Source organism: Desulfosarcina sp. (assembly GCF_041551955.1).
Taxonomy (GTDB): domain Bacteria; phylum Desulfobacterota; class Desulfobacteria; order Desulfobacterales; family Desulfosarcinaceae; genus Desulfosarcina.
The window spans coordinates 1-18,543 of sequence record NZ_JBFELV010000051.1; the positions used below are offsets into that span (position 1 = coordinate 1).

Genomic DNA, 18,543 nt, shown 5'->3' on the forward strand with positions numbered 1-18,543 from the left:
CGCCAGAAGAAAAAAACCACCGGCAGCCGACACCGTGCCAGGGCGCCCGGCGCCTGTTGATGATCGCCGCCGCCGCCAGCCTGCTGCTTCTGCTCGCCGTAGCGGCCGACCAATTGCTGCGGGGCCCCCACACGAACGATGGCGCCGGCGCATGGATGAAGGCAATGACCCTGTCCGCACCGGCACTGTGGACCGCCGGCAGCCCCATGCGCCACCCGGAGACGGTGCATCCAGGCGTTGATTTGCGGCACGCCGCCGGCTTGGTGACCGCCCAATGATGCCGGGACCCCGATTTCCGACTATGGCCATCTGGGCCGCTCGGGAGGTCCAGCGTCAGGCCGGTCGGTCCGTGCTCCTGTTCGCCTGTCTGGCCAGCCTGGTTTTCCTGATCGCCACGGCCCTGCTGTTCAGCCAGGCGCTGGATGCGACCTGGGCGCACCTCATGGACCGTGCCCCGGACCTGGTGGTCCGGCGCATCGCCGGCGGCGGATGGGCGCCCATACCAGCCGACGAGGCAGTGGCCTGTGCGAAACGCATCCCCGGTGTGCTCGACCCGACCCCCCGTCTGTGGGGTGTGGTGCCGGGCCCCGAGGGCCCCGTTACGGTGGTGGCCTCGATCGCCGTGGTCCCCGAAACCGTACTCACTGGAGTGAAGCCACCGACGGCCGGCCAAGCCGTGGTGGGCCAGGGTGTAGCCCGCGCTTTGTCGGACAGCCGATTGAACCTAAGCAGCCGCCAATCGATGGCCGTTAACGTTGTGGATATCTTCCCGGTCGACACCGGTCTGGCCACTCACGACCTGGTATGGATGACGCCGGATGATGCGCGTCACCTGCTGGGGCTACCGCAGGGCCAAGCCAGCGACCTGGCCGTCTATCTGTTCCGGCACGAAGAAGAGCAGGCCATCCAGGCTGATCTCGCCTCCGCCTTCCCCTGGCCCGTGCATATCTCCGGCCGCACAGATAGCGCTGTTCGCCATCACACGCGGGCCGTTCGATCGGGTGGCATCGCGGTGGTCACCGGCATCCCGGCCCTGCTGGCCCTGTTGTTGATTATCACGGGAACGGTCCTGGACAACAACGGCCAGCGGGCCCATTGGGGGCTGCTCAAATCTCTGGGATGGACCACCGCGGACATTGTGCGACTTCAAATCTACCGGTCGATGATCGTGGGGATCCCGGCTGTGATGCTGGGCCTTGCCTGTGCTTACGCTGCCGTTTTCTATCCCCCCGCTGCCGGTGTCACCGCTTTTTGGATCACGGGAGGCCAACGCCTGGCGGCATTGACCCTTGCGCGCAGCGGAGCCGCCATTACTATGATAGAGATCGCTGCGCTGGTGGGATTGCCCTTCCTGGCGGCCGTCTTTCTCACCAGCATTCAGTCGGCAGCCCATTCCCCCTGGACGATGCTGCAGGCGGATCCATGGAACTGACTGCGGGGCTGGTCTGCTGCCGGCTGAATTTCAGGTGGCCCGGAAGCCACATCGAAGAACCCCTCTTGCTGGAATCGGTGGATGCAGGCTTTTCTCCGGGTACGGTCAGCCTGGTTACCGGAGATACCGGCAGCGGGAAGAGCACCTTGCTGCATCTGCTGGCCGGCCTATTGCGTCCCACGGCCGGCGAGGTGTGGGCCGACGGCCTGCCGGTCTCCCGCTGGCCATCCCGTCACCGCGACCCTTGGAGACAGCAGGTAGGCATCGTGTTTCAGCACCTCGCCTTGATACCGCACCTCACCGTGGCGGAAAACCTCCTCTTGCCCATGATCCCCAAACGGATCGCCTGGTCCCGCATGCAGAAGGAAATTCTCCTGCAGCTGGCTGACGCAGACCTGTCGACGCTGGCCGACACCCCGACAAGCACGCTGTCCGGCGGGCAGCGCCAGCGCCTGGCCATCGCCCGGGCACTGGTGGCGCGCCCCCGCTTCATCCTGGCCGACGAGCCGACAGCCTTCCAGGATGATTACCACACCGCGCAAATACGCACCCGGCTTCGCCAATCCGCCCGTGAAGGGGCGGTGGTCGTCGTCTGCTCCCACGACCCACGGCTGCGGTCATCCGATGAAATCGACCGGCAGTATCACCTGAGCTCAAAGACATTGACCGAGAACTCCGCAATACGGGAATCGCCATGATCTGGCATCCCCTCGTCTGGGCGTTTTGGGTGGCGGCGGCAACCGGGGGACTGCTTTACGCAACGGCGGTCGTTCAGGCAGTGGACGTAATGCTCAACTGGACCCCGGCGCGTGCGGACATCGATCAGCTGCGGCGGGAGCGTCTTGCTGAAACGGCCGTGCTGCTGGGACGGTGGGCTTTAGGCTGCCTGACAGCTGCCGCCTTGCTAGGTCTTGTGGGCCTTGCCGGGGTCTGGCACCGGATGGTTCCCGGGGCCATGTGCGGAACCGGTGTCCTGCAGGCCATGGGAACCGACGGCAGTCGGGCCATGATTTTCTGGGGTCTCGCCCTGCTCATCCTCTATGGCTGGCGGGTGCTGGACGGCCTGGACGGACACCACCCCCAGGGGGTATTGACCCAGGTCGGAGCACGGCTGATGATCAGCGCCGCCCCTTTTTTTGGGTTAGCGGTCCTCTTCTCCTGGCAGGCCCTGATGCGGGTTGAGAACGTCCCCCCGGTCAGTTGCTGCGCGGCAGTTTACGATCAGGTGCTGGTCGGTGCATCCAAATCCACGGCCTTCCAATCGTTCGTGCCGGTCTGCCTCGTGTTCAGCCTGGCGGGCAGTGCAGTACTGCTGGCCCTGGCGGTGTCAGCGATTCGATCCCCGGATCGCACGCCAGGCGCCTCAGTAACCATCATCGCAATCCTTTGGTGTATCGCATCAATGGTTGCCGTAAAACAGGTATGGTCCGCCTACTACTACCAGGTCCTCTCCCACCCCTGCCCCTGGTGCCTTTTTCTGCCTGATTACCATGGTGCCGGGTTCATCATTTTTGGTGGAATGGCCATCGTCCTGATGGAGGGCATCGCCCTCTGGCTTGCCACCCGTGTGCGCTGCCGGTACCCGGTCCTGGCCGACCCGGCCGGCATACGCATTCGGCAATCCGCCCGGCGAATCGCGATAAGCGTGATGGTTTTCACGATTCTGACCGCAGGCCCGGCCGTCGCCTGGCGCCTGCGCACCGGCACCTGGCTGGACGGTTCCCTCTGATCCGCAACCGGTAGCATCGAAAGACATCCGATGAGAACTGGTCCGACCCGCCAATCATGTGCAACGACGAAAATCTGGGCACTTTTTTCCCCACACCCACCCAATTCCTTGCATCCCTCAATCCTTGACAAGTGGCTTTTCCCCTGCATACCGATCGTCTACCGATAGCCCCTGCCTCTCACTTTAGGCGATTGACACCCCAACAGCCTTTTGCTATCGTGGCCATAGTTTCGCTTCAAACCATTTTACCCCGACGTTCACCAGCAGCATGACCGCAGCACTTGCGGTAAATTGTTACTTTCTCTGAAAATCCACCACCCATCGGCAGCAGGATGGGTATAGGAGCCGATCCACCCATGTCATCGGCATGGGAAACCTGGCACGAACGGGCATCACGCATGAATCGCAGAACATTTCTCAAGATTGCATCCATGGGCAGCGTCGCCGTCGCCGCCGGCTGTTCAGCCAAATCCGAAGACAACCTGTTCACCATGGTCCGGGCCACGGAAGACATGGTCACCGGCAAGGAAACCTGGTATGCGTCCACATGCCGGGAATGTCCGGCAGGCTGCGGCGTGCTGGCCAAAAACCGTGAGGGCCGGGTGATCAAACTGGAAGGAAACCACCTGCACCCAGTCAACCGGGGAACCCTCTGCATCCGGGGCCAGGCGGCCCTGCAGGGGCTCTACAACCCTGATCGGCTGTGGGTGCCCCAGCTGAAAACGGAGAATGGGTGGCAGGAGATCACCTTCGATAAAGCCGAGACATTGATCCGGCAAAAGGCTGTGGCGGCTTCCAATCGCGGGACCGGCCGTATCGCCATGATCACCGAGGTCATCGGCCAGACCCAGCTGGAACTGTTTGCAGCGGTGTTGCAGCATTTTGACGCCGCACCGCCGGTGATCTTCGAGCCACTGGCCTATGAGGCCCTCAAATTTGCCCACCAACAGATGTTTGGCAGCCCCGCCCTGCCGGCCTTGCACATGGACCAGGCCGATGTGCTGGTTGGGTTCGGCGCCGACTTTCTGGAGACCTGGCTATCACCGGTGGAGTACGCCCGCAAGTTCAAGGCCATGCACATGTATAGCAAGGGCAGCAAAGGCGTATTCGTCCAGGTCAGCCCATTCCAGTCCCTGACCGGCGCCAATGCCGACCGCTGGATCGGTTGCCGGCCGGGCACCGAGGCCGCAGTGATCATGGGACTGATCCGCACGGTGACCAGCGACGAGAACGGCCGGAAGGTGAACCGCAATCTGCGCGATGCCCTGGCGGCCGTAACCGATTCCTACACCCCCGAAGCAGTGGCCCGCATCTCGGGTGTCGGCGTTGAAGACCAGGTCGTTGTCGCCCGCCGGCTGCTGGCGGCTAAACGGCCCCTGATTCTGGGCATGGGCGCCGGCGGTGCCGGCGGCCATTCAGTTGCCGCGGAACTGGCCGCTCTTTTTCTCAACCTGGCCCTGGACCCCGAATTGTCCCTGTTTGACTTCAACAACCGCCACCGGGTTGAGATCGCCGACCGTCGGTCCGCCGTCCTGGACGCATTCGATGCCATGGATAAAAAATCCGTGGAACTGGTCTTGCTCAACAACGTCAATCCGGTCTTCTCCATACCCGGCGGCAGCCGCATCGCCAAGATCCTCGGCCACAAAAAACGCTTCGTGGTGGCCTTTTCCAATTTCATGGATGAGACCGCCGCCACCGCCGATCTGGTCGTGCCGGTTCAGGTGGCCCTGGAAACCTGGGACGCCTATGAAAGCAATACGTCCACGTTGGCCACCCTGCAGCCCACCATGGGAAAGATCACCCAGGCGCCGGCATTGGGGGACCTGCTGCTCAATCTGCTGCCGCCTGACAAGCGGCCGGCGTCCGACTACCAGTCCCTGGTGACCCGAACCGTGCTGTCCGGCGAGGAGCGTCAAACCGCCACTACCTGGCTGAAGACGATCCAGAAAGGCGGACGGTTCGCCGACGACCGCGCCACGAGCGGTGGCCCCAAGGCAAACCTGAGAGCTGCGGCGACCCTGAAAACCTACTTGGCAACCCTGCCGGAACCAACGGATGCTTATGTGCTCCTGGCGCCGCCCTCGATCCGCTTTTTCGACGGCCGGGGCGCCAACCGTCCCTGGTTGATCGAAACCCCAGACACCCTGACCCAGATTCCCTGGCAAACCACGGCCCTGATCAATCCAGCCAACATGACCGCCGACGGCATGCAGGACGGCGATATCGTCGTCCTGAAAACCCAAAGCGGCGAAATTCAGGCACCAGTTAAAGCCCATGCGGGAGTCTTCCCGGGAACCGTCGTGGTACCTGCCGGGCAGGGCCACAGCGTATTCGGTCGCTGGGGCAGCGGCCAGGGCGTCAACCCACTGGCCACGCTGGATCCACCGGTCGACGCCGACGCCGGAGCACCGCCGTTCGCCACACCGATAGTCAGCCTGGAGAAAACCGGCCGAAACATGGCGCTGGCTACGACCTCAGGCCACCGCGTGGCTCTGGGCCGTAAAATCGCCCCCACCGTGGCCATCGACCAAATCGGCCACCGGGACAGCCACGAGAAACCCGGACTGACCATGGACAACTTCCCGCTGACCCCGCCGATGCCCCAAGGCTACGACCCCAAGCGGGATCTCTACCCTCCCCACGAACACGACGGCTACCGCTGGGCCATGATCGTGGACATGGACCGCTGCATCGGCTGCAGCGCCTGCGTGGGGGCCTGCTACGCGGAAAACAACATCGGCATGGTCGGTGAGAAGAGAATCGTGGAAGGCCGTGAAATGGCCTGGCTGCAGATCCAGCGCTACCATGACCCGGCCAACATGGCCCGGATCACCTTTCTGCCCATGATGTGCCAGCACTGCGACAACGCCCCATGCGAAGCGGTGTGCCCGGTCTATGCCCCCCACCACTCCAAAGAGGGGCTCAACAACCAGATCTACAACCGCTGCATCGGCACCCGTTTCTGCGGCCAAAATTGCCCCTACAAGGTGCGGCGCTTCAACTGGTTCGACTGGGAGCGACCCGAGCCGCTGCCAATGCAGCTCAACCCCAACGTCACCGTTCGCAGCAAGGGGGTGATGGAGAAGTGCTCATTTTGCATCCAGCGCATCAAGGATGCCCACAACGTGGCCAAGAACGAAAATCGCCCCATCCGCGACGGCGAGGTGACACCTGCCTGCGCCCAGACCTGTCCCACCGGAGCCCTGACCTTCGGCAGCCTGATGGATCCGGCCAGCCGGGTGAGCCAACTGATCAAGGATCCGCGGGCCTATCAGGTGCTGGGCTACTTGAACACCAAACCGGCGGTAATTTACCTTAAAAAAGTGACTCAAACCGTTTAAATGATTCCCATTCATCCGGAATAGGATAAAAGGCATCGATGGAGCAGACACTAACCTACAAGTCCATTGACAACACGGTCCTGGATACCCTGACACCGCCCCAACGCAGCTACTGGGTGCTCGTGGCCCTGCTCTTTGCCGGGATCCTTCTGGGTGCGGGATGCTGGACCTACCAGATCCTCGTGGGCATCGGTGTCGGCGGCCAGAACAACCCGGTGTTTTGGGGAACCTACCTGATCAACTTTGTTTTCTGGGTGGGAATCGCCCATTCGGGCACGCTGATTTCGGCCATCCTGCACCTGTTCCGGGCGGGGTGGCGCAACCCGATCGCCCGGGCGGCCGAGACCATGACCGTCTTCGCCGTGTGCACCGCCGGCCTTTTCCCCTTCATCCACCTGGGACGAGTCTGGATGGTCTACTACATGCTGCCGGTACCCAATCAACGCACCCTGTGGCCCAATTTCCAGTCGCCGTTGATGTTCGATGTGGTGGCCATTTCCACCTACCTGACGGTCAGCAGCCTGTTCTGGTACACCGGTATGCTGCCGGACCTGGCCACGATCCGCGACCGGACCCATGGTCTACGGCATAGGATCTTCAAGGTGCTCTCCCTGGGCTGGACGGGTGAATTCGAAATCTGGCGCCACTACACCCGCGGCTACCTCTTTTTCGCCGCCCTGGCCACTCCCCTGGTCATCTCGGTGCACAGCGTGGTCTCCTGGGATTTCGCCCTGAGTGTCATCCCCGGATGGCATACCACCATCTTCGCCCCCTATTTCGTGGCCGGGGCCATCCATTCGGGACTGGCCATGGTGCTTACGCTGATGATCCCCCTGCGCATCATCTTCAAATACGAGGCAATCATCACCACGCGCGTGTTGGAAAGTGTCGCCAAAACCATCGTTTTCACCGGCCTTATCGTAGGTTTTGCCTACGCCACCGAGATTTTCATCGCCTGGTACAGCCACAACCCGGTAGAGGTGGAATCCTTCCGCTGGCGGGCCTTCGGCGACTACGCACTAGAGTACTGGATCATGGTCACTTGCAACACCATCATCCCGCTGCTGCTTCTCTTCAAGAAGGTGCGCACGAACATCCGCTTTCTTTTTATCATCTCCCTGATCGTCAACGTGGGCATGTGGTACGAACGCTTTGTGATCATCATCGGCTCGGTGGCCCACGATTTTCTGCCCCACGCCTGGGGGCTCTATGCGCCGAGCCTGGTCGAATTCGGCATCATGATCGGTGCCTTCTGCCTCTTCTTTTTCCTCTTCGTGCTCTTTGTCAAGCACATGCCGTCGGTATCCATGACCGAGATGAAAGAAACCCTGCATGAAGGAGAATCCCATGCCGGCTGACACGATTTCCATCATGGGGATTTTTTCCAGCGAACGACGCGCCGCGTCGGCCATCGACCAGTTGCGTGAAACGCCCTGGACCATCGAGCAGGTCCACAGCCCCATTCCCAGCCATGTCATCGAACACGCCCTTGAACCCCCCAAGAGTAAAGTGGGCTGGTTTACCCTGGCCGGGGGCATCATCGGGTTTTTCACCGGATTTTTCCTGGCGGCCTTCACCGCCGCCCGCTGGTCATTGATCGTCGGCGGCAAGCCGGTGGTGGCACTGGTGCCCTTTTTTATTGTTGGATTCGAATTCACCGTTTTATTCGCCGTTTTCGGCAATGTCCTGGGCCTGATCTCCCAGGCGCGGCTGCCGCGTTTTGAAACCCCGGCTCTCTACGATGAGCGCTTTTCCGGGGATTGCTTCGGGGTGCTGGCCCGTTGCAGTGCCGACGAACGGGATGAACTGACCCGCTTGTTCGAGACAAACGGTGCCGAAATTAAAACCAATGATGTTTAGAGGCGTTAAGAGATGATGGAAAGGTGAGCATGTCAACGAACCAGGACAATCCACTGCCGTTGATGAAGATCTTTTACGGCCTGATCGCCATCGGGTTCCTGATTTTCATCACCGTCGCCGCTGTGGGCAACCCGGCCCGGGCCTGGCAGGCCTACCTGCTGAACTTCCTGTTTTTCTCGGCTATCGCCCAGGGCGCCGTGCTCTTCTCGGCCCTCATGCACACGGTAAAAGCCCGCTGGAGCGGACCCCTGACGGATGTGGCCGAATCTTTCGCCGCCTTCTTCCCGGTCTCCCTGGTCCTGTTCGTCATCCTGTTTCTCGGCCAGCAGCACATCTTTCCTTGGCTCCACGAGGACCTTCACGGCAAGGAGGTCTGGCTCAACGTGCCCTTCATGTTCGGCCGGGATCTTTTCGGGCTGTGCCTGCTGTATGGCTTCGGCCTGGCCTTTTTGTACCATCGGCTCTACTTCACCCTGAAAGACCGGGGCGCCTCGGGACCATTCGGCCGCTGGCTGCTGGCACGCTGGGATCAACATCCGCCGGATGAAAAGCGCCTGGCCGGTCGCATGACCGTCTTCGGCATCCTCTACCTGCTGGCCTTCGCCCTGGTTCTCTCCCTGGTGGGTTACGACCTGGTGATGGCCACGGACCCGCACTGGTATTCGACCCTCTTTGGCGCCTACACGTTTGTCAAAGCTGTCTTCATCGGCTTCGGGGCCCTGATCGTCCTGAGTTCCCTTTTACACCTGAGCAGCAGAAACGGCTATCATGTCGAGGAAAACCAGTTTCACGATATCGGCAAGCTCTTTTTCGCGTTCTGCTTGGTGTGGGCCGATTTTTTCTATGCTCAGTTCGTGGTAATCTGGTACGGCAACATCCCCGAAGAGACCGCCTATGTCATCGAACGCACCATGGCCGCCCCCTGGAACGTGCTGGCCTGGACCGTTTTCATCGGCTGCTTCCTGGCCCCGTTTCTGATCCTGCTCAACCGCCGGATCAAAACCATGCCCAGGGCCATGACGGTGATTTGCCTGGCGGTCATGACCGGCATCTGGCTGGAGCATTACCTGCTCCTGGGCCCCTCCTTCCATCACCATGCCCAACACATTCCCCTGGGCTGGGTGGAAGCCGCCGTGGCCGTTGGCTTTTTCGGTCTAATGGCCGCCGCCGTCACCGGCTATTTCAAACAATTTCCAGAACTTCTGGTCTCACGACAGGAACAGCTGACCGACTGATTTTAAATTAGGTTAGATCATGAAGGAATCATTTAAATGACAGTTAACTCCGAAAAAATGGCGCGCCTGAGCATGCGGCGGATCCGGCAGGCCCCCCTGTCTTCTGCCTTCAGCCTTAACACCCAGACGACCGAGCCCTAATTATGGAAATCCTGATTACCTCCTTTGCTCTGCTGACCCTTGCGGTGATCGCCATTCTTATCGGCACCCGTGGCCGCCCCATGCGCTTTTTTACAGCTTTCGGCGAAACATTTTGGCGCATGTGGACCAACCGGTGGCCGCTGCTCCTGATCGGCGTGTCTGTATTCTTGGTGCTGGGATTTCTTTTTCTGTTCTATGCCACACCGGGAAGCCGGATCCGTCCGGAGCAGCCTATCCCGTTCAGCCATCAATTGCACGCGGGAGTCAAGGCCATCGATTGTTACTATTGCCACTCCTATGTGGGTCGCTCGATAAACCCGGGCCTGCCGCCGGTGGAAAAATGTCTGCACTGCCACAACTACATCATCGCCAACCACCCGCAGATCCTTAAAGAGCATAACTACTATAACACCAACACACCCACGCCATGGGTAAAAGTATACCAATTATCTGAACATGTGCTGTTCAATCACCAGCGCCATATCAGAAAAGAAATCGCTTGTGAAAGCTGTCACGGGCAGGTCCAGCAGATGGACCGCCTGCAGGGCAAACGGTTCTATATGGGCTTTTGTATCCAATGCCACCGCGAGAAAAAGGTCAACCTGGATTGCTGGCTGTCCTGCCACAGTTAAAGCACCAAGTATGAATGAGGAATCCAATGGCATCCACCGTCACCATCACTGAACAACTCGGCAGCCAGGCGGCTGCAAAAGCGTTTACCTTGACGTCAGCGGTGTGGTTTGCCTTTGCCACCAGCTTCGGCATGATCGCGGCCGGCTATCTGATCGCACCGGACTTCATGGCCAATATCGAATTTATCCAATTCGGCCGCTCCAGACCGATCCATGTCAACCTGGTGTTGTTCGGTTTCGTCACCCCCGGTCTGCTGGCCGCGGCCCTGTATTACACGCCCCGGCTGCTGCGGACCGACTTGTACAGCCAGCGGTTGGGTGTCGTCACGGCCATTTTATGGAATCTGACCCTGATCGTCGCCGTGGTTACCCTAAGTATGGGCTACAGCCAGGGCCGTGAATATGCCGAGCTTCCCTGGGCGGTGGACATGATGATCGCCGGTCTGTTCGGGTTGGTCATTTTTAACCTGTTCATGACCGTGCACCGGCGCCAGGAACCGATCCTGTACGTGTCCATCTGGTATGCCTGCGCCGCGGTGATATTGACGGCCGTGGGATACTGCCTGGGCAACGTGATCTGGAAACCGGACAGCGGCGCCCTGCTGGGCATTCCGGACGCGATTCTGCTCTGGTTTTATGGCCACAACATTTTTGGCCTTCTGCTGACGCCCCTGGCCCTGGGGGTGGCCTATTACGTGCTGCCACTGGCCACGCGCAGTCCGCTATACAGCCACACCCTCTCCCTGATCGGTTTCTGGTCGCTGATCGTGGTCTACACCCATGTGGGGACCCATCATCTGCTGCAGGTTCCCGTTCCCACATGGCTGAAAGCCATCTCCATTGTCGACAGTGTGGGTATGGTCATTCCGGTAATGGTCTTTTTGATCAACATCTGGTTTACGGTCAAAGGCAAATTGGGCGACATTCATGCCGACATCGGCGCCAAGTTTGTCTTCACCGGCACCATCATGTACTTTTTCGCCAATATCCAGGGCAGCTTCATGGCCCTGCCCCAGGTTCAGCGGATCACCCATTTCAACAACTGGGTGGTGGGGCATGCCCACCTCGGCGTGTTTGCCTTTGCAGGCATCACCGCCCTGGGGGGGCTCTATTTTATTCTGCCCAAAATTACCAAGAAACCGCTTTACAGCCGTTATCTGGCCGATCTGCAGTACTGGTTGATCCTCATCGGGGTCTCCGTGATGATCATCGATCTGACCATTGTCGGCCTGATTCAAGGCAATGCCTGGATCAACGGCGAGACCATCTATCGGGTATTGCCCGAGATCCATCTTTACTATGTGATTCGCGCATCGGCAGGACTGTTTATCCTCGCTGGCGCGTATCTCGGATTGTACAATATCGTTCGAACGCTTTTTTTCAATCCCGGAGCGGCAACAGAATGAAAATGACTCCCACAGTGGTGATCGGTGGCGCCCTGGTTATATTAACCGTGATTGTATTGTTGATGGTCGCCTGGCCCTATTCCACCGCGGACATGACACCCTCGGAAATCTACCGTGATCGCACGGACGTCGAAAAAGCCGGATTCAAGATTTACCTTCAAAACGGCTGCGTCTATTGCCACAGCCAGTCGATACGCGCCTTTGACTGGGGCCATGGTGCCCATCGTATCGCCCAATCCGGTGACTACGTCGGCGACAGTCCGATCCAACTGGGGTCCGCACGCACGGGTGTCGACCTGTCCCAGGAAGGCGGCGAGCACCCGGATGACTGGCACGTCGCTCATTTCGTCAACCCGCGCTATACCCGACCGAATTCGATCATGCCGCCCTTCAGGTGGCTGGGTGAAGAACGCATCGATATCCTGACGCGTTACGTGCAGAGCCTGGGGTTGAAGGGCGCCGACAAGCGTATGGAGCGGCAGCGCTATTGGAAAGCAGAGTCCATCAAGGCCTATGAGGCTGGGCCGGATGCCAATGCCCGCTGGCTGGCGGAGATCGTCCCCCAGGGCTGGCGCGACCTGCCCAATCCCTATCCAACCAGCGACGCCGGCCTGCAGCGCGGCCATGTGGTCTATCAGCAATTTTGCATCGGCTGCCACGGTCCGGTGGGCGACGGCATGGGACCGGCCCAGCCGTGGATCTATCCGCCGCCATTGAATTTCACGATTTTAAAAGGACGCGAGATTTCCGGCGGCATTATTTACTATCAGCTGATGAACGGCATCACCGGCACGGCCATGCCTTATTTCAAGCATGAACTCGAATCTCAGAAAATCTGGGAAGTCGGCAATTACGTCGCCGAATACTTTATCAACGACAGCGACGCCAACACCGAGCCAAGAGGCATCGATGCGGCCAACGAGCCGTAGGAATTGGTCAGAATCTATGTATTACCCTTATTTCATCAGTTATATGCTGGCCGGCCTGTTCATCGCACTGCTGGTCTTCGCCTGGGCGATGCGCAACGATCAATTTCGGGATCAGCAGCGCGCACGCTTTCTGCCGCTGTTCGATGCCCCGCAACAGGAAAGCGCCAGGACAACCCGGATCAGCCGAATTGAGTTTTACACCCTGTTCGGTTTAGCGTGTGTGGGGTTGTGCAGCAGTTTTGCGGTGGTTATTTTCGCCCTGCTGCGGGTCGATTAATGCCGGTCCATCGAAAGGGGTAGACGATCATGCACTTTTTCGAACTGCGCAATATTCAGCACTTCGTTCTGTATCTGTTGCCGGCTCTGTTGGGCGTACTCATCTTCGCTATCGGCCTGGCGCGCACCCATTTTCGCCATGAAGATGAAGATGTGCACATGCAACAGGTCCACACCACTTATGTGGGTGGGATAGAGGAGCGCAACGCCCCGTTTCCGCTGGTCCTGGTTCTGATCATTGGCGGGACTGTTTTATGGGGTGTATTGTACATCATCTTTTACGGTGTATTGGGAGTCAAGATATGAGCACCGACGCTGAAACCGAACACAGCCACAGCGCCTTCAAGGCGTGGTTGATTGTCCTGATGATGGTCGCCTTCATCTTGTTCAAAGGCGGATTGTCCTACTTTGTCATCGGCGATCTGGGACAACCCGATTGGGATTACCGCCCCGCCAAGGATGTGCCCGGCGAGTCGGCATATGCCAACTATCCAAGCCTGCCTTTTCCCCAGCATGTGCGCGGCGCAAAGGGAGAGTAAATGAAACGAATTTTAGCCGTCGGCCTGATCGTGTCCACCGTTGCTCTCATCGCCGTTGGTGTAATTACGCTTTATGATTACAACCTCTCAGTCGGACGCATGTGGCAAACACCGGCCATCAAGCCCTACGAGAAGCCCATTCCGGTCATGGCGGCCGGCAGTGTGCCCGTTACCGGCGGAGAGGCGCTTTATCGTGCCGCGGCTGCAGAGACGGTCACGCCGCCCTTTGCGCTAACGGAACCGGCTGCCATCGCCTCGGGCAAAACCGCCTACCAACGCTATTGCATACAGTGCCACGGCCAGAAATTTGACGGTTACGGTACCGTGGGCCAGAGCTTTGCCCCGCCCCCCGGCGACCTTCGCACGGCTAAGATCCAATCCATGGCCGCGGGCATGCTGTTCAAGGAGATCAGCTACGGCATCCCCAACGGACGCCAGCCGGCCCTGGCCACCACCATGACGGTGGACGAACGCTGGCAGGCCATCGCCTTCGTCAAGAGCCTGGGCCTGCGCAACTGATTGGCATTTTTGTCAGTTTCCCCTCCGATTCGCCGGTCTATATCCATGAGTGAATCCACCTGCCATCTCTGCGGCCTGTCGCTGCACCGTGGCGCCGTAACCCATTCCGATAAGGATCAACCACTGCGCTTCTGCTGCCAGGGCTGCCGGATGGTCCACAGCATGCTGTTGGAATCGGCCGGGATAGATGATCCGGCACGTTTCAAACAGACCGATCTGTATCGGCAGTGTGTGGCCGCCGGGGTGATTCCTGCCGGCGAGGAGGACCTGCGGCGCATCGCCCAACGTGAAAAACAGGAGACCCACGCCGCGGCAGCGCCGATCGAGGGTGTGAAAGCGACGTCGGATTCATCAGACACCCTGGCGTTGGACCTGATCGTCGACGGCATGTGGTGTGCGGCCTGCGCCTGGGTGATCGAGAAGACGGTGAACCGACTGGCCGGCGTCGAGGAGGCGTCCTGTCATTTTTCCACGGACCGCATGCGCTGCCACTATCGTCCGGACAGGGTGGCACCCGATCAGATCCGTGCATCCGTCACGCGTCTGGGCTATGGCATCCAAGATAGCGATGCCGGAACCGCCGGGCAGCAGACCCAGCGCAGGGAGTGGGTCCGGCTGACCATCACCGGCCTGCTGTCGGCCAACGTGATGATGCTCTCCTGGGCCCTATACGCCGGCTTTTTCACCCACCTGACCAGCGACGCCGTATTCAAAATCTCCCTGCCCATCGTGGCAATGGCGGCGGTGGTGGTGGTCTATGGCGGCGGCCCAATGATGCGCAAAGCCTGGTTCGGCCTGATCCATCGCGCACCTGGCATGGAAACCCTGGTGGGAATGGCTGCCGGATGTGCCTTCATTTACAGCCTGTATAACTGGCTGGACGGCAGCATCCATTTATACTTCGACACGGCCTGCATGCTCATCACCCTGGTCTTGTTGGGAAAGCTTCTGGAGCAGCAAGCCAAAAGCCGTGTCCGCCAGGATCTGGACAGTTTCTTCGCCCTGCAACCTACCAAGGTACGCCTGATCACCGATGCCTCGCCCACGGGACGGTATGTGGCCATCGGGCAGTTGGCAGTGGGAGACCGCTTTGCCGTGGCGTCGGATGAGATCGTGCCGGCAGACGGTCGCGTGGAATCCGGCGCCGCCACGCTCGACGAATCCTCACTGACCGGGGAACCCAGACCGATAGGGGTAAGAAACGGTGATCTCATTAAAAGCGGTGCCCGGGTGATCGACGGCCGGGTGACCGCAAGCGTGGAAAAGGTGGGCCATGATACGGTGTTGGGCCAGATGATCGCCATCATGACCCGCAGCCTGGAACAGAAAAGCGCTTTCGAAAGCCGCACGGATCGACTGCTCAGATGGTTCGTCCCCCTGATCGCCGCACTTGCCGGGGGGACGGGGCTGTTCTTCATCATGGCCGGCTTGCCCGTCAACCAAGCCGTGGTGCGGGCGGTGACCGTGATGGTCATTTCATGCCCCTGTGCCCTGGGTGTGGCCATTCCCATGGCACGCCTGGCCGGTATTTCCCTGGCCGCCCGCCGGGGCATTCTGGTTCGGGAAATCGAATCCTTCGAACGGGCCGATGCCATCGACAGCGTTGTTTTCGATAAAACCGGCACACTGACCCACGGCCGCTGGCGTCTGGGTCATATCGAATGCCAACCGGGATACCATCCGGCGACCATCGCCGCCTGGGCCGCCGGGTTAGAGCAGTCGTCGGATCACGAAATTGCCCGGGCCATCGACACCTATGCCCGCGTTCAGGCAATCACACCGGCCGCGGCAACGGACATCATCGTTCACCCGGATGGGGTGCAGGGACGGCTGGATGATAAAATCGTGCGCATCGGCAGCCGAGGGTTCGCCTGGGACGAGGGACCGCCGGCCGGCGATGGGCGCAAACAATCTACAGAGACACTGACCTCCCGCGTCTTCCTCAGCGTCGACGCCCGACCGGCGGCGACCCTGATCTTCGGCGATACCATCCGGCCGACAGTAGCATCGATGGTAGACGCACTGAGACGAACCTCCCGAGAGATCCACCTCGTTTCCGGGGACGGAGACGCAGCTACCCGGGAGGTGGCCCGGACCATCGGCCTGAAACTAGCCAGTGGCGGTCTGTTGCCGTCAGACAAGGCGGACTACATCGACAGGTTGACGGATCAGGGAAGGCGAGTGGCCATGGTGGGCGACGGCATCAACGATGCCGCAGCCATGGCCCGATCCCACCTCGCCGTGGCCGTTCATTCAGGGCAGGGATTGGCCAGGGAGGCGGCCCACATCACCCTCATGCGCGGTGACCCCGCCCAACTACTGGATTTTTTTCCCCTGTCCCGGCAGGTCAACCGCAAGGTTTCACAGAACCTCTGGTGCGCCTGGATCTACAACCTGGTCAGCATTCCCATCGCCATGAACGGACTGCTGACGCCTCTGGTGGCCGCGACGGCCATGTTGCTCTCCAGCCTGACCGTCATCGGCAACACCCTGCGGCTGGTCCGACGAGATTGATGCGTCTGATGCCAGCGAGCCTTGACAAACAAAAAAAAAGAGACCATTTATTATCTCTTGTGCACGTTATCTCGATACGGTACCCAGCGGTGCGCCGGGAGGTTCTCCCGCGCAACATCGCCACACCGAACAAAAAACAACCATGGTCTGAATAGATCATTGAAAACCGGTTAAACGTGAGGTTCAACATGGCCCAGAACATCATCATCGTTGGCGGCGTTGCCCTCGGATCCAAGGCGGCCTGCCGTTTTAAGCGTCTGGAGCCGCGCTCCCGTGTCACCATCATCGATCAGGACCGATTTGTATCCTACGGCGGGTGCGGGATCCCCTTTTATGTCTCTGGCGATGTCAGCGATGTCAACGATCTGCGCAAAACGAGTTTCCACATGCTGCGCGACGAGGCTTTCTTTCGGGATTGCAAGGACATCGAGGTGCTCACCCAGACCCGCGCGGAGCGCATCGACCGGGAGAACAAACAGCTTCATATCCGCCGACTGGACGGCACCACCGACACCCTGACCTATGACCAGCTGGTGCTGGGAACCGGAAGCCGCCCCCGGCGCTTGATGATCCCCGGCGCCGATCTGCCCATGGTTCATACCTCCGCCAACCTGAACGACGCTCAGGCGATCAAGGAGCTGGTCACCAACGGCCAGGTGGAGCGAGCCGTTATCGTCGGCGGCGGCTTTATCGGGCTTGAAATGGCCGAAGCCCTGGCCGACATGTGGGAAGTGGATACCACGGTCGTGGAATATTTCAGTCAGATCATGCCCGGGTTCGTGGGGCCCCAGTTCGCCCGCATGGCCCAGCGGCAAATGGAAAAACACGGCGTGCGCTTTTTCCTCGACGAAGAGGTCCAGTCCATCGAAGGCACCGACACCGTCGAGGCCGTGGTGACCAACCGACGCCGTTTGGAGGCGGACCTGGTTATCATCGCCATCGGAGCCGCCCCGAATGTGGAACTGGCCCGGGCAGCCGGGCTGCGAATCGGCCCAACCGGCGCCATTGTGGTGGACGAGCACATGCGAACCTCCGACCCGGCGATTTACTCCGGTGGGGATTGTGCGGAGATCCGCAATCTGGTGACCGGCCAGCCGGGTTACTATCCCTTGGGTTCCATGGCCAATCGCCAGGGCCGGGTGATCGGCACCAACCTTGCCGGAGGGAGCGCCGTGTTCAAGGGCGCTGTCGGCTCTTTTGTGATCAAGACCTTCGAAGCGGCGCTGGCCGGAACCGGATTGAGCCTGGAAAGCGCCCGCAGGGCCGGATTCGATGCGGTCAGCGTCCAGGTGGCCCAGCTGGACCGCGCCCACTTTTACCCGGACAAGGCCATGGTGCACCTGGAATTGGTCGTGGAGCGAAAATCCCGACGCATTCTCGGGATACAAGGTTTTGGGGAGGAAGGGGACGCCGTGGTTGGGCGCATCAACATGGTGGCCGCAATCCTGGAAGACCGTCCCACCATCGATCGGCTCAGCAACCTGGAGCTGGCCTATTCACCGCCGTTTTCATCGGCCATGGACGTGCTCAACGCCCTTGCCAATGCCGCTGAAAATATGCTGGACGGCCGATTTCAACCCATCGACGCAGACGGCTTCGCCGAAAAATGGGTCACCGGGAACGGCAACCTGTTGGTCCTCGACTGCCGCGCCCGGCAGGATGGTGACGCCTATGCCAAAAAATATCCTGAACGCTGGATCAACATCCCTCAGGATGAACTGCGCCGACGCATTGGGGAAATCCCTGCAGACAAAGATCTGATCCTGGTCTGCAATACCGGTGTACGCTCCTACGAAGCCCAGCTTAACCTGAGGGACATGGGATTGACCGATCCGGTCAGCGTACAGGGCGGCATGGTGACCCTAAGAAAGTGGGGTCTGGATTTGTAGCCGCTTCACCGGGAGTGACCGATACCCGCTGATCCCGGAAGACCCTTGTCAGGCCGAAACCCCCTTGAGAACCCGTTGGATATACTTTTGCGTCTCCC

General features: G+C 60.1%; 17 protein-coding genes. All 17 read left to right on the plus strand.

The window, feature by feature from the left end; translation table 11 throughout:
• A partial coding sequence (locus ABYV26_RS06220; protein ID WP_372679197.1) for a hypothetical protein occupies positions 1 to 278 on the plus strand: 278 nt, incomplete at its 5' end.
• Complete coding sequence (locus ABYV26_RS06225) at positions 275 to 1,432, plus strand: hypothetical protein (protein WP_372679199.1); 1,158 nt, start codon at positions 275 to 277, stop codon at positions 1,430 to 1,432. The genes ABYV26_RS06220 and ABYV26_RS06225, both read left to right, overlap by 4 nt.
• Positions 1,423 to 2,130, plus strand: coding sequence for an ATP-binding cassette domain-containing protein (locus ABYV26_RS06230; RefSeq protein WP_372679201.1), 708 nt, complete (start codon positions 1,423 to 1,425; stop codon positions 2,128 to 2,130). Before ABYV26_RS06225 ends, ABYV26_RS06230 begins: the two co-directional genes overlap by 10 nt.
• Complete coding sequence (locus ABYV26_RS06235) at positions 2,127 to 3,161, plus strand: hypothetical protein (protein ID WP_372679202.1); 1,035 nt, start codon at positions 2,127 to 2,129, stop codon at positions 3,159 to 3,161. Before ABYV26_RS06230 ends, ABYV26_RS06235 begins: the two co-directional genes overlap by 4 nt.
• A 356-nt stretch (positions 3,162 to 3,517) precedes the next feature.
• Positions 3,518 to 6,505, plus strand: coding sequence for a 4Fe-4S dicluster domain-containing protein (locus ABYV26_RS06240; protein WP_372679204.1), 2,988 nt, complete (start codon positions 3,518 to 3,520; stop codon positions 6,503 to 6,505).
• 38 nt (positions 6,506 to 6,543) lie between these two features.
• The gene (gene nrfD / locus ABYV26_RS06245) at positions 6,544 to 7,863 is read left to right on the plus strand and encodes an NrfD/PsrC family molybdoenzyme membrane anchor subunit (RefSeq protein ID WP_372679206.1); all 1,320 of its coding nucleotides are present in this window, start codon (positions 6,544 to 6,546) and stop codon (positions 7,861 to 7,863) included.
• Positions 7,853 to 8,365, plus strand: coding sequence for a DUF3341 domain-containing protein (locus tag ABYV26_RS06250; RefSeq protein WP_372679208.1), 513 nt, complete (start codon positions 7,853 to 7,855; stop codon positions 8,363 to 8,365). The genes nrfD and ABYV26_RS06250 overlap by 11 nt, the downstream gene beginning before the upstream one ends.
• Positions 8,366 to 8,394: 29 nt before the next feature.
• Positions 8,395 to 9,600 carry a hypothetical protein gene (locus tag ABYV26_RS06255; RefSeq protein ID WP_372679210.1) on the plus strand — a complete coding sequence of 402 codons (1,206 nt, stop codon included), beginning with the start codon at positions 8,395 to 8,397 and terminating at the stop codon, positions 9,598 to 9,600.
• Positions 9,601 to 9,743: 143 nt separating this feature from the next.
• Complete coding sequence (locus ABYV26_RS06260; RefSeq protein ID WP_372679211.1) at positions 9,744 to 10,373, plus strand: cytochrome c3 family protein; 630 nt, start codon at positions 9,744 to 9,746, stop codon at positions 10,371 to 10,373.
• A 26-nt stretch (positions 10,374 to 10,399) separates the two neighbouring features.
• On the plus strand, positions 10,400 to 11,779 hold the full coding sequence (locus ABYV26_RS06265; RefSeq protein ID WP_372679213.1) for a cbb3-type cytochrome c oxidase subunit I: 1,380 nt from the start codon (positions 10,400 to 10,402) through the stop codon (positions 11,777 to 11,779).
• Positions 11,776 to 12,708: a cbb3-type cytochrome c oxidase subunit II gene (locus ABYV26_RS06270; RefSeq protein ID WP_372679215.1), complete on the plus strand. Its 933-nt coding sequence runs from the start codon at positions 11,776 to 11,778 to the stop codon at positions 12,706 to 12,708. The genes ABYV26_RS06265 and ABYV26_RS06270 overlap by 4 nt, the downstream gene beginning before the upstream one ends.
• 16 nt (positions 12,709 to 12,724) lie before the next feature.
• Entirely contained in the window at positions 12,725 to 12,985 is a 261-nt protein-coding gene (locus tag ABYV26_RS06275) for a hypothetical protein (protein WP_372679217.1), read from the plus strand.
• A 29-nt stretch (positions 12,986 to 13,014) separates the two neighbouring features.
• Positions 13,015 to 13,290, plus strand: a complete 276-nt coding sequence (locus ABYV26_RS06280) for a cbb3-type cytochrome c oxidase N-terminal domain-containing protein (RefSeq protein ID WP_372679219.1) — start codon at positions 13,015 to 13,017, stop codon at positions 13,288 to 13,290.
• Positions 13,287 to 13,523 carry a hypothetical protein gene (locus ABYV26_RS06285; protein WP_372679221.1) on the plus strand — a complete coding sequence of 79 codons (237 nt, stop codon included), beginning with the start codon at positions 13,287 to 13,289 and terminating at the stop codon, positions 13,521 to 13,523. The genes ABYV26_RS06280 and ABYV26_RS06285 overlap by 4 nt, the downstream gene beginning before the upstream one ends.
• Positions 13,524 to 14,042: a cytochrome c gene (locus ABYV26_RS06290; RefSeq protein ID WP_372679223.1), complete on the plus strand. Its 519-nt coding sequence runs from the start codon at positions 13,524 to 13,526 to the stop codon at positions 14,040 to 14,042.
• 45 nt (positions 14,043 to 14,087) lie between these two features.
• Complete coding sequence (locus tag ABYV26_RS06295) at positions 14,088 to 16,556, plus strand: heavy metal translocating P-type ATPase (protein WP_372679225.1); 2,469 nt, start codon at positions 14,088 to 14,090, stop codon at positions 16,554 to 16,556.
• A gap of 188 nt (positions 16,557 to 16,744) precedes the next feature.
• Positions 16,745 to 18,445 (plus strand): FAD-dependent oxidoreductase, encoded by a 1,701-nt coding sequence (locus tag ABYV26_RS06300; protein WP_372679227.1) that lies wholly within the window; start codon positions 16,745 to 16,747, stop codon positions 18,443 to 18,445.
• Positions 18,446 to 18,543: the final 98 nt, after the last annotated feature.